The sequence below is a fragment of the Streptomyces sp. WZ.A104 genome, assembly GCF_002382885.1.
GTDB lineage: Bacteria > Actinomycetota > Actinomycetes > Streptomycetales > Streptomycetaceae > Streptomyces.
Window position 1 is genome coordinate 40,177 of the sequence record NZ_NWVL01000021.1, and the last position, 11,460, is coordinate 51,636.

General features: G+C 67.3%; 16 protein-coding genes. 14 read left to right on the top strand and 2 right to left on the bottom strand.

Features of this window, described 5'->3' with window-relative positions; all coding sequences use genetic code 11:
• The first annotated feature begins 10 nt into the window (after positions 1-10).
• The 5 genes from CIB93_RS13915 to CIB93_RS13930 all read left to right on the top strand — a co-directional run bounded on the left by CIB93_RS13915 (position 11) and on the right by CIB93_RS13930 (position 4,757).
• The gene (locus CIB93_RS13915) at positions 11-469 is read left to right on the top strand and encodes a hypothetical protein (RefSeq protein ID WP_096627115.1); all 459 of its coding nucleotides are present in this window, start codon (positions 11-13) and stop codon (positions 467-469) included.
• Positions 470-614: 145 nt separating this feature from the next.
• Complete coding sequence (locus CIB93_RS13920; protein WP_143660037.1) at positions 615-1,166, top strand: hypothetical protein; 552 nt, start codon at positions 615-617, stop codon at positions 1,164-1,166.
• Entirely contained in the window at positions 1,153-2,688 is a 1,536-nt protein-coding gene (locus tag CIB93_RS13925) for a terminase large subunit domain-containing protein (RefSeq protein WP_096627117.1), read from the top strand. Before CIB93_RS13920 ends, CIB93_RS13925 begins: the two co-directional genes overlap by 14 nt.
• A gap of 93 nt (positions 2,689-2,781) precedes the next feature.
• Positions 2,782-2,928, top strand: a complete 147-nt coding sequence (locus tag CIB93_RS37895) for a hypothetical protein (RefSeq protein WP_179500097.1) — start codon at positions 2,782-2,784, stop codon at positions 2,926-2,928.
• Between the two features lie 176 nt (positions 2,929-3,104).
• Entirely contained in the window at positions 3,105-4,757 is a 1,653-nt protein-coding gene (locus CIB93_RS13930) for a hypothetical protein (protein WP_143660038.1), read from the top strand.
• 3 nt (positions 4,758-4,760) lie between these two features.
• Here the strand turns inward: CIB93_RS13930 and CIB93_RS13935 are convergent, their stop codons facing one another.
• Positions 4,761-5,279 (bottom strand): hypothetical protein, encoded by a 519-nt coding sequence (locus CIB93_RS13935; RefSeq protein ID WP_143660039.1) that lies wholly within the window; start codon positions 5,277-5,279, stop codon positions 4,761-4,763.
• A 100-nt stretch (positions 5,280-5,379) separates the two neighbouring features.
• Here CIB93_RS13935 and CIB93_RS13940 point away from each other — a divergent pair, with 100 nt between their 5' ends.
• The 3 genes from CIB93_RS13940 (at position 5,380) to CIB93_RS13950 (ending at position 7,635) form a co-directional block, all read left to right on the top strand.
• Positions 5,380-6,051, top strand: coding sequence for a hypothetical protein (locus tag CIB93_RS13940; RefSeq protein WP_096627120.1), 672 nt, complete (start codon positions 5,380-5,382; stop codon positions 6,049-6,051).
• Positions 6,052-6,160: 109 nt separating this feature from the next.
• The gene (locus CIB93_RS13945) at positions 6,161-6,589 is read left to right on the top strand and encodes a head decoration protein (RefSeq protein WP_257002178.1); all 429 of its coding nucleotides are present in this window, start codon (positions 6,161-6,163) and stop codon (positions 6,587-6,589) included.
• The gene (locus CIB93_RS13950; protein WP_096627121.1) at positions 6,586-7,635 is read left to right on the top strand and encodes a major capsid protein; all 1,050 of its coding nucleotides are present in this window, start codon (positions 6,586-6,588) and stop codon (positions 7,633-7,635) included. The genes CIB93_RS13945 and CIB93_RS13950 overlap by 4 nt, the downstream gene beginning before the upstream one ends.
• Before the next feature lie 235 nt (positions 7,636-7,870).
• Here CIB93_RS13950 and CIB93_RS13955 read toward each other — a convergent pair whose 3' ends face one another.
• Positions 7,871-8,116, bottom strand: a complete 246-nt coding sequence (locus tag CIB93_RS13955) for a hypothetical protein (protein ID WP_096627122.1) — start codon at positions 8,114-8,116, stop codon at positions 7,871-7,873.
• Positions 8,117-8,242: 126 nt separating this feature from the next.
• Between CIB93_RS13955 and CIB93_RS13960 the strand changes: the two genes are divergently transcribed.
• From CIB93_RS13960 to CIB93_RS13985, 6 genes are all read left to right on the top strand, one after another.
• Positions 8,243-8,563 (top strand): hypothetical protein, encoded by a 321-nt coding sequence (locus tag CIB93_RS13960; RefSeq protein ID WP_096627123.1) that lies wholly within the window; start codon positions 8,243-8,245, stop codon positions 8,561-8,563.
• A gap of 138 nt (positions 8,564-8,701) precedes the next feature.
• Entirely contained in the window at positions 8,702-9,070 is a 369-nt protein-coding gene (locus tag CIB93_RS13965) for a hypothetical protein (RefSeq protein WP_096627124.1), read from the top strand.
• The gene (locus CIB93_RS13970; protein WP_096627125.1) at positions 9,063-9,479 is read left to right on the top strand and encodes a DUF6093 family protein; all 417 of its coding nucleotides are present in this window, start codon (positions 9,063-9,065) and stop codon (positions 9,477-9,479) included. Before CIB93_RS13965 ends, CIB93_RS13970 begins: the two co-directional genes overlap by 8 nt.
• 29 nt (positions 9,480-9,508) lie before the next feature.
• On the top strand, positions 9,509-9,877 hold the full coding sequence (locus tag CIB93_RS13975) for an HK97 gp10 family phage protein (RefSeq protein ID WP_179500098.1): 369 nt from the start codon (positions 9,509-9,511) through the stop codon (positions 9,875-9,877).
• On the top strand, positions 9,874-10,107 hold the full coding sequence (locus CIB93_RS13980; RefSeq protein WP_096627127.1) for a hypothetical protein: 234 nt from the start codon (positions 9,874-9,876) through the stop codon (positions 10,105-10,107). The genes CIB93_RS13975 and CIB93_RS13980 overlap by 4 nt, the downstream gene beginning before the upstream one ends.
• Positions 10,104-10,583, top strand: coding sequence for a hypothetical protein (locus CIB93_RS13985; protein WP_096627128.1), 480 nt, complete (start codon positions 10,104-10,106; stop codon positions 10,581-10,583). Before CIB93_RS13980 ends, CIB93_RS13985 begins: the two co-directional genes overlap by 4 nt.
• Positions 10,584-11,460 lie beyond the last annotated feature (877 nt).

Sequence of the window (11,460 nt, forward strand, 5' to 3'; positions counted from 1 at the left end):
CTACCACATCATGTGGCTGGCCGGCGTCAGGCAGCTCGATCTCACCCAGCACTGCATGAAGGTCTTCGCGGACAGCGACCGGCACCGCGTGGACCCCAAGCGCCGAGTCCAGACACTGCACCTGCCTGTCGACCGGCCACCGGTCGCCTGGTATCTGTGTGCGCTGCCCTTCCCCTGGGACTGGTCCCGCAACGCGCACCTGGCGTTCGAGCACGCTCCGGGCGAGAGGTGGGAAGGGGACGCGATGGTCCGCGGGCTCGGCGTGAGACTCACCAACGCCCGGCCGATCACAGGTTGGGGTGAACACTCCATCCCCCGTGATGCCCCGAGGCGCACCGGACGCCTGTACCGGACGTGCAGGAACTGGCAGTTCGCGTGGTGGCTACGCGCCCATCGCACGATTCCCGATGCACCGCCCTGGGCTCCCCGCCGGACCGAGGGGGACGCGGAGCAGCTGCCGCTGCTGTGACACAGGCGGGCTCCGGGGCAGACAGACGCCCCGCCCCGGAGCCCGCACCATCCCGGTCCTTGTACCGCGGATCAGCCGGGGCATGGGTGTTCACGCTCCGCTACGGGATCATGGATGGCGGGCGCGGGGTCTGGGAGTTGTGTTCATGGGCCGCCCCAACCGCGCCACGCGGGCCGCCATCACCCAGCGCCGCACCGACGCCATCGATCTGAAGCTGGCCGGTGTGGACTGGCTGACCATCGGCCGCAAGCTCGCGGCCGATCCATCGGTCAACAGCGACGGCATCGCCTATCCGCAGGGCTACGGCATCGACAAGTACCGTCGCGGCCTTGAGCCTCCCACCGACAAGCGGCTGATCGAGCTGGCGTGCAAGGACGTGTCGAAGGCTCTCAGCGAGCGCGCCGCGGCCCTGGACGAGAACACCGACGAGCTGCGGCACCTCATGGCCGAACGGCTGGAGCGGCTGTTCTTCGGCGTGTACCGGGCCGCGATCCGCAACGGCGACTACCAGGCCGTAGACCGGGCAGTCCGCATCATCGAGCGCAGCAGCCGTCTCCTCGGCCTGGACAAGCCGACTCGCACTGAGGTGTCCGGCCCCGACGGGGCGGCCATGCAGGTCGAGACCACGGGCATGGACGAGCTGGAGCGGCTGATCGCCCTCGCCGGCGGCGGCACCGCTGAGGATGGGCAGGGCTGACGAAGCGGCGGTCCTCCGGCTGTACCGCTCGCTGCCCCCGCAGCGGCGCCGGGAGATCGCCGCTGCCTCCACATCACAGCTCCGCACACGGCTGGCCCGCATCGAGCGGGAGATGGCCATGGACCGATCCCCCGGAGCCATGGCCGCCGTCCTCACCGACGGCCGCGAGATGCAAGCCCCCCACCTCGGGCTCATCGACCGCGCCTTCGAGCGGGTAGCAGCCGGAACCCCGACCCGGCTGCTGCTGACCATGCCGCCCCGGCACGGCAAGTCACGGCGGGCCGCACGGTGGGCGCCCCTGTGGTACCTGCGCAGGCGCCCCGAGCACCGGGTGATGATCGCCTCCTACTCCTCCGACCTCGCAGACGACCACGGCCGGTGGATCAGGGACGCGATCCTGTCCTACGAGCAGCAGATCGGCATCAGCCTGCGCCCCGGCTCCTCCGCAGCAAACCGCTTCGACCTGGTGGGCACCGAAGGCGGAGCCGTGATGGCCGGTGTCGGCGGCGGCCTCACCGGCAAAGGCGCGCACCTGGCCGTGGTGGACGACCCGATCAAGGACGCCGCCGAAGCCTCCTCCCCCACCATGCGCAAGCGGCTGTGGGAGTGGTGGCAGGCCGTACTGCTGACCCGCATCGAGCCGGGCGGCTCGGTCATCCTCATCCAGACCCGCTGGGACGAAGACGACCTCGCCGGTCGAGTCCTGGCCGAGGAAGCCGACCGGTGGACGGTCATCGACCTCCCCGCCCTCGCCCTGTCGGACAGCGATGCGCTCGGCCGCCCGATCGGCGGCGCGCTGTGGCCAGAACGGTACGACGAAGCCGCCCTCGCGGAGATCCGCCGCTCGGTGGGCGAGCGGGTGTGGTGGAGCCTGTACATGCAACAGCCCCGCCCGCAGGACGGCGGCGTGTGGCAGTGGCCGTGGATCACCGACAACCGCACCAGCGCCGCACAGTTCCGCGGCATCGACCTGACCCGCATCGTCGTCGCCGTCGACCCGGCGGGCGGGGAATCAGCGGTCGGTGACGAGACCGGCATCGTGGCCGCAGCCAGCGACCGCGACGGACACCTGTACGTCCTCGAAGACCGCTCCGGGAACCGCGGAGCTGACGCCTGGGGCCGGGAGACCTGCCTCCTCGCGATCGAACTGCGCGCCGACGCGATCGTGGTCGAGTCCAACTACGGCGGCGACATGACCCGCCAGGTCATCCACCAGGCATGGCAGGAACTCCAGCGCGAACAGCGCACCGAGAACATGCTGATGCCCGCCGTCCTCCCGGTCACGGCCAAGCACGGCAAGCGGCTGCGCGCGGAGCCCATCGCGCAGCTCTACGAGCAGGGCCGCGTTCACCACGTCGGCGAGTGGCCGACGCTGGAACAGCAGATGGTCACCTGGGTTGCCGGCATGGACTCACCGGACCGCATGGACGCCGCCGTACACGCCCTGACGGAGCTAGCGAACCCGCTCGCTCCAACAGTCAGCACGTCGTACCGAGATAGCCGTCTTGCGAAGCGTCGGTAACCGGAGACGGCGGGATCGCCGGACCCAAATTCGGTGGCCAACATGCGATCGAGAGAGGTGAGCGTTACCGTGCCCGTAGGGAGAGTGATAGCCATGAGTGACGAGACCAAGGAAATGAAAATTTCCCTGACTGTCGAGCAGTGGGAAAAGCTTAAAGCTGCCGCTCAGAGCCAGGACATGACCTTGGAGGAGTTCATCACGGGACTGCTTACTAACTTCGTCTCCACTTACACGAAATAGACAGGAAGAGCGTTCGACATAGCGCACCAAGTCCCAACCGCGTCACAGACGGACAGGAAGCCATCCTCGGTGGCGTACGCTGAATTGCGGCGCGGGGCTGACGATGGGATCTCTCCCCCGTGGGCCTGCGCTCCTTCCTTACCGACGCCTGGTCGTGGTTGAACTACAAGCCGATCATGTCGGGCACCGCTGACGGTCGTCCTCACCCTGCCCTCGCCCCCGAGCTCCAGGCGACCTGGCTCCCGGATGAGGCCGTGCGGAGGCTGGCCGCGTACAAGCTGCTGGCCGCATACGACTCGAACCAGGTCGGAGAGCTCTCCGCGCTCACCGGCAACGAAGCAGCCGAGGAGCGGAGGGAGTTCGGAGAGCCATCGGCTTTCGTGGATACGGCCTTGGCTCATCTGCTGGGCCGCTCGCAGCAGATCGTCGTGCCAGGGGCAGAGCACGTCAGCCATGAGGACGCGGGACCAGAGGCTACTGAAGCAGCCGATCTACAGGCGCGGCTGCGGCAGTGGGCGGAGGCGGAGCTGCTGCCGCTGCGGATGCAGGCCGCGGAGCGGAAGGCCGTGTTGCTCGGTGACGGGCTGTACCTGCTGGCGTGGGATGCGGAAAAGCAGCGTGTTCGTCTCAAGACGTACGACCCGGGCTTCTACTTCCCTGTCCTGGAGGACGATGCCGATCCGGGCGACTTTCCCCGCCGTGTGCACCTTGCGTGGGAGCTGCCGGAGGACCCCAAGCGCGGGGTGAAGGCGCGGGTGCGGCGGATCACGTACGAGCTGGGGCCGATTCAGCCGACGACCCGCAGCAACGTGGACGGCGCGGACGGGCGGGAACCCGTCGTGGACGAGTCCGGTGGCTGGCTGCTCGCACCAGGCGACTACGTTGCGGAGCCCGGGCACATCGAGCGCATCTACCCGTGGGAACGGGGCAAGGCGTCACGGCTGACGTGCTACCTGACCGATGCGGAATGGTTCCTCGATGACATCCGGCACGGGCAGAGTCTCGATGACCTCCCCATGGACCGTGCCCGGTTCCGGACCCGCGCGGACGGTGAAGTGCTGCACCGTCTCGACCTCCGGCTGGACTTCATCCCGCTCGTGCACATCACCAACACGGTTGCCGGCGAGGAGCACTTCGGGCAGTCAGTGCTGAGCCGGGTCATGCAGGCGCTCGATGAACTGGCGGAGAGCGACACCGACTCTGCTCGCGCGTCCGCGACGACGGGAGCGCCGATCATCGCGCTGGCGGGGGCACGGGCGGAGGTGGATCGAGTGACCAGCCGCCCCAAGCCTCTGAACGTCTCGCCGGGCACGGTCCTCCAGCTCGCGGACGGTGGCCGTATGGATGTGCTGGACACCTCAGGACAGTTGTCCGAGCTGCGGGCTCGCGCTGAGGAGATCCGCGACCGGGCCGCCGTGAACGCCCGGCTGCCGGCAGTCAGCCTGGGCACAGTGGACCCGTCCGACGTGCCCAGCGGCTATGCACTCCAGCTGTCGCTCCAGCCCCTCGACTCGATGGTCGATTCGATGCGTCTGGCCAGGGCGCACAAGTACACGCTGCTGCTGAAGATGGTGCAGCGTATCCACCAGGCGGGGCAGGCCGAGGGATGGTCTGCGGGGCCTACCGTGCCTGCTCGCCTGGTGTTCGGGCCGCACACACCCTCGGACCGCACGAGCGTCCTCGAAGAGGTCGTGAAGGGCGTCACCGCAGGTGTGCTCTCCGTGGAGACCGGCATCCGCATGCTGCAAGACGCCGGATACCCGATCGGGGACGCTCAGGAGGAAGTGGCCCGCATTGCAGCGCGGCGGAAGGCTCCAGAGAAGGTGTGACGGTCAGCGCGCCTCGTGGAAGTCGGACTTCTTCGCTGCCTTGAATCTCTCGCGCTGCGCCGCAGCGGACTCACGCAGGTCTTCCTCACCAATCTCGCTCCGGGAGCCACCGCCCCAATCCGTGACGTAGGTTCCCTCGCCTCCCGGAATGCCGTCGATGCGGGTGACGAAGAGGCAAGCACCGGCGAAGTCCCCGAACTCGGGGCCGAGCCGCTCGCCTTCGACTGGTGCCCGGCCCGCGGCGAGCCTCGTTCCGTCCTTGCTGTAGATGACGGTCTCTTCTCCCGAGGCAGCGGTGCGCTCGCACGTGCCGGGCTGCGACCCGGGCTTCGTGTGCTCCTCCACCTGCACGCCCACGCGATAGGCCGTGAACGGGGTGCGGTCCTTCCACGGCTCCCACGCCCAGAGGGCCGCACCGACGGCCGCGAGCGCGACAGCGCCCGCAGCTGTCCACGCCCGTAGCCGCCGGTACCGCTTCTTCGTCAGTGGCACGTCGAGCACTTTGTGTTCCCCCTCAAGCATGGTGTCGATCATGCCAGGCGCCACGGCTGGCCCTCGGGCAGGTGTTCCGTCTTGGCTTCCGTAGACTCGACCGTGGCGCGGGGCCATCGGGAGCTTTTTGATGACCCGCCCTCTGCCCGATCCGCGTACCGCGCTGGGCTACCGCCGCGACGGCCGCCCCATCTACCCGATCCTCGGCGCGTCTTCTGCTGATCCGTCGAACGACGACGCCACGCTCACCCTCAGCCAGAAGCAGCTGAACACGCTCCTGGCCCGCGAGAAGGACCAAGGCGGCAGGGCCGCAGTGCGGGCCCTGGTGGAGAAGCTGGGATTCTCCACCAATACCGACCTCACGGACTTCGTCACCCGCCAACGTCAGACCGAACAGGATCAGCTGACCGAGACGCAGCGTCGCGAGCAGGATCTGACCACGCGGGAGAACGCTATCGCCGCCCGCGAGGCGCAAGCTGCGGCACGGGAACGTGAAGCGTCTCGCCGTGCAGTCCTGGCCCGGGAGGGCTCCACAGGTGAGGACCTGGACGACGCCCTGACGCTGCTGCGTATCCCGGACGACGCCGACGACGCCACGGTGAGTACCGCGGTGCACGAGCTGAAGACCCGCCGCCCCGAGCTGTTCACCGCATCGGCTCCCGGTGGCGGGCAGCCGCCTGCCGCTCCCGGAGGCGCCCCGGCATCGGTCCCGCCGCCCCGGCCGGGCAGCACCGACCGCAAGCCGGGCTCGGCTGGTATCGAGATGGCCCGCCGCCGGGGCCTGATCCCTCCCGCCCAATAGCGGGGCCGGACCTGCTTCTGGGGACCACGCCCCTCTTCTGCTTCGTGGACCGCGCCACACCGGTGAGCGCGTGACCGCTTGCTCAACGCTCAACAGGAGGACACACGGCGTGATCCAGCCGTACACCACCACGGTCACGGCGACCGCAGATCGGGACTGGCTTGCGTCCCGGCACGGCACCGATGCCACCGACACCATCACCCTCGACCTGGCCCAGTTCACCAAGGACACCCACTACGTGGAGCCCACCGGCTCCCGGCCGCACGGCTATGTGCGCTCCGGTGTGCCCGTCGGGCAGATCACTGCATCCGGCCTCTACGGGCCTTACGACCCCGCCGCGACCGACGGCCGTGAGGTCCTGGCCGGCCTCGTGTATGCCGAGGTGCCGTTCACACCCGGCACCAGTAAGGTTCCGGCCGCTCTGTTCTGGCACGGCACTGCCTACGCCGACAAGGTTCCCGGCGGCATCGACCCGGCCAAAATCAGCCCCAGCACGGCCGGAGCGCAGATCCGCTTCCTCGGGGCGGTGAGCGCATGAGCATCGCCGACCTGTTGAAGAACGTCAGCGTCGCGGACCTGACGGCCTACGCCCGCGCCATCCCCAGCCCGCAGGACTTCCTGCTCACCCAGTCGGTGTTCGTCGAGACCCAGGTGAGCGACGTCAAGTGGCGTATCCGGCAGACCAAGCGGCGCGTGAACGCCGCCTCCTACCGCGCCTACGACGCCAGCGTGCCGTTCGCCAAGCGGCAGGCGGAGACCACGCAGACCGAAGGCACCCTTCCCGCTCTGGGGCAGAAGCTCCTCGTCGGTGAAATGGAGCAGCTGCTTCTCGACGCTTCCCGCGGCGCGGACGAGGACCGGCTGATCGAGCTGCTGTACGACGACGTGGAACGTCATGTGGAGGCGATCCGCTCCCGGCTGGAGCTGGCCGCCGGGGATGTCCTCACCGACGGCAAGTTCTCCCTGAAGGGCGAGAACGGCCTCACCGTCGAGGTGGACTACGGGGTGCCGGCGGCGAACATGCCGACCGCGCCGAAGCCGTGGTCGGACCCTGATGCGGACCCCATCGCGGACGAGCTGCGGTGGATCGACTACCTCGACTCCATCGGCGCTCCGGCCCCCGAGTCGGCGCTGACCAGCCGCAAGGCGTGGTCGCATCTGGCGTCCAACGGCGCCTACCGGGCCGCCTACTACGGCACTGCGATCGGTGCGCAGACACCGACCGCCACACTCAACCCGGAGCAGGTCAACTCGGTGCGCGGCACCTACGGCCTGCCTCCGGTCACCTTCTACAAAGCTCAGGTGTGGCAGGACGACGTGTCCAAGCGGGTACTGCCCGAGGACCGGTGGGTGCTGCTGCCGCCCGAGCGGGCGAAGTGGGGCCAGACCCAGTACGGCACCACGGCGGAGTCCCTGGCCCTGTCCCGTGGCACCACGCCGCAGATTGACCGGGAGGAGGCACCCGGCATCGTGATCACCCGTGACGTCGAGGACGACCCGGTGCAGATCTGGACCAAGGGCGCCGCTATGGCCATGCCGGTGCTGTACGCGCCGGACTGCCACATCACCGCGACGGTCCTCTAATGAGCGCCGCCGTCCACGCCCTGGGCGTACTCAGCACCGCTGTACACGTCATCGACCCGGAAACCCGAACCGCGTTCGTTCTCGGTCCGGGCGAGGAGGTGACGAACCCGGCTATCGCTCAGCAGATCACCAACCCGCGCTGCTGGAAGGACAGCGCACCAGTCAGGCCCGCTGGAGGTCGGGGAGGTAGGAAGGCCAAGGCCACAGACGACTGATTGACCGTTCCCCGAACGGATCACGCTTCCTCGTACATCTCTCCGCTCAGGATGTCTTGCGCCATCTGCGTGATGACGTCACGCCTGGTCGTCTCCCCGGTCGTCGGCTCGGGATACCCGGTGGGTAGATCGCGCTCCACTGCGTCCACGATGTCCTTGATCTCGAACGTGATGTTCGTGTCTACCGCGAGACCGGCAACGGTTTCGACGGCCCGCTCCGTCCGCGTGATCAGGTCCAAGGTCAGCGACTCATAGTCAACATCCATGCGACAAAGGGTAGTCGAGGGCGGATGCCCGAAGACTCGGGGTCAAGAACAGGCATCTATCCGCAACAACACCAGATGGGAGGGGCCACCACGGTCCCTCCCATCCCTGCCTCTCAGGAGCAACCCGTGAACAGCAATGTGCTGCGCTGGCTTCTTGCCCAGCTCGGGCCCGACACGGACCCCGCCGATCTGACCCAGCGGTACGAACGCCTTGGCTCCGCCCGCGACGTGGCCCTCGAAGTACTCAACGAACGCATCGCCTCCCTCGTGGCCGAACCCCTGAAGGTCACCGTCAACGGTGTAGCGACCATCGACCACACGGCGAACGTCGCCGCACTCGAACGTCGGTACACCCAGGTGGCGTCGGCGACCGCTCCCGATGCGAATCCGCAGGAGGACGGTGGCGGAGTCGTCGCTTGGGAACTCCTTGCCCGCCCCCGCCGGTAGGCACCGGCAGCGTACGCGAAGGTGTGGTCAATGGGCACAGGAGGAAACTCACAAGCTCATCGCTCGTCTTCTGCAGCGGCCGCGAGCGCCCGGCTGGACCATCTGAGCCGTCTGCTTGACGCTCCTAGGCTGCGGATCATGAGCACTGATGATCACGTTCGACGTATTCGGATTACCGCGAGCGACCAGGGCGGGGCGGTGATCGAGGTCGATGGTCGCGATGTTGCTGGGGCGGTCGAGGCGTACCGGCTGACGCAGACCGTGGAGGAGGGTCCTGAGCTCACCTTGTACATGCGGCCGGGTTGGCAGGGTCTTGCCTACGAGGGCGTGGGTGAGGTGCTGACGGAGCCGGCGGACCTACGGCATGTGGTGATCGACTTTCTGGACGCGGTGGACTGGGAACGGCTCGATGACGCGGTGCTGGCTCGTGAGGATCTCGACGGGAAGCCGGGTGAGCTGACGCGGGGCATGTTGTCGCAGCTGCGGGAGTGGGCGGCTCGTGCTTGATCAGTTGGGTATCGAGCGGTTCGCGGAGAAGCATCTGATGCCGGATCGTGTGGAGATCACCCGCGACGGTGGTGAGCAGGTTCTGGACCCTGAGACTGGGCGGCTGGAGCCTGCCCCGCGCCGGGATGTGTACGAGGGTCCGGCGGGTTTCTACCCGAGGCAGGAACGTATCCGCAGCCGTTCCGGGCGTACTGGGGCGTGGGTGGACGAGGTGCGGCCTGCGTACCGGCTGCTGTTGCCGTTGCGGGCGGGCGAGGTGTGGGAGTCCGATTCTGTTCTGGTCACGCAGGCTCGTGACGAGCAGGCGGTAGGCCGTACGTACTCGGTGGCGGCTTTGGGTGAGGTGTCGTCGCTTCCGATCGTGCGCACGGTGTGGTTGGAGGAGCACAACCGGGCGGTGGCTTCGTGAGCGGGTCTGCGTCGTCGAACGCTGCCGCGGTGGCGCGTGCGTTGGATCGTGCGGCCGGGCGGACTCTCCCGGCGGTGGAGACAGCGATGCGGCACAGCGCGAAGGCGCTGACGTACAGGGTGCAGCGCAATGCGTCGGGGCGGCCGGGCCCCCGTGTGATCACCGGGAGGTATCGGGCGTCGTGGCGCAGTGAGGTGTTCCGCGACGGTCGGACGGTCGTGGGCGTGGTGGGCACGGGGGCGCCGCAGGCTCGGCGGCTGGAGTTCGGGTTCGTCGGTGTGGACAGTCTGGGCCGCAGGTACAACCAGCCCCCGTTCCCCCATGTGGGTCCTGCGGTGGAGGCCATCGGCCCGGTGCTGGTGCGGGAGTTCGGTGACGCGCTGAGGCGGTCGCTGTGAGTGCGTTGACGGAGGACCTGGAGGTGGCGCTGGCGGAGGTGATGGCGGAGAACGAGCGGGGTCTTCTGGCTCGTGCGGTTGTCGTGGTGGAGGTCTTGGACGACGACGGCGAGCGCGCCTTGTCGGTTCTGACGACTCCTGGGCTGCCGGACTGGGATGCGCTGGGGATGTGCAGGTTCGGTGTGCTGTCCATCGAGAATCCGGCTGGCTTCAATGGGGAGGGCGAGTGATCGACCGGGAGCGGTTCTCGGCGTCGTTGCGGCTCATGCTGATTGAGGCGACGGGGCGGCCGTGTGGTCTGGGTTCTCTGCCGCTGGTGGACGGGGCTCCTGCGCCGGTGCCGTACACCGTGCTGTACCCGCAGGGTGGGAGGGTGCATGGTGCGCCGTTGGCTGACCGGTCGGAGGATGCCAACTTGGTGTATCAGGTGACCTCGGTGGGGGCTCGTACCGATCAGGCGGAGTGGATGGCGGGCCGGGTGGAGCGTGCCGTTCTGGAGCGGACGGCTGCGGGCGGGTGGCGGTATCCGCTGGTCGTTCCGGGGGCTGATGTGTGGGCGCGCGAGCAGGATGCCGATGACGGCACCGATGATTCCGGTGCGGATGACGGCGTGGTGACCAGCGCGCAGCGGTACCGGTTCAGAGTTTCCGGCTTCTCTAACGGCATCGCTCGATCGGAGCACGCACGCGCATCAGGGAGCCAATGAATCACCCCAATTACAGTCCCGATGGACCCTCACTCATTTTTCTGATTCGACACAGGAGAGCTGGACAAGACAGGAGTTCCCTGATGCATGCACCACACGGATAGCAGGGACCCGAACACTGCGGGAGTGAACCAGAGAAGCGCGTCCCGACCCGAGGCGATGAAACTCGCTAGCGCCAGTCCGTGAACCAATATCGCGAGGGAGTAAATCCCGACGAACTCGAACCGTCTGGCGCCTCGACTCTTCATTGCGTGACACTCCTGAATCTTTCGCTATTTCCGCACATAGTCATAATGGGGGGTGAATCGGACACTTGCGTCACTCGCTCCGAGTGCGCCAATGCGGGCGAATTCGTGACAGCCTCCTGAGGATGGATAGATCAAGGCTGATTATCATTTATCGGCTACGCTCGGAATTTCAGTGATCACGGCGTGAGGGGTGGCCGTGTGAGACCGAAAATGGCGAGCTCTGGCAGTCAAATATCATGTGGCTGGTGTAAAAATGAACCACTTTACGTATTCGGGTGCTGAGGGGGTAGGGGGTGGTAGTCCCCCATCTTTTCCGTTCCCAGGCATCCGGAGTGCAGAGATGGGGCGTTCCGGGGGGTGTGTCTCACCGAACAGCCAGATAAGCAGCCGCGTGTTGCTCAAGGCATGGGCGTTCGACTGTTCCGCCGTCTGGCACTTCCCAGACCTCGGGCCGGTCCGCCGCCGAAAGATCTGAATGCTCTGGCGTGCAGGTCCAATTGGACCTGCACGCCAGAGCATTCACCCAGGCATCAGCTTCACGCACTCGAGGGCTTGCTGGTGCGCGTTACATACCATGCCCCGGAAATCCAGGCCACACATAGGAAAAAAACCGAGAGTCGCAAAAAATA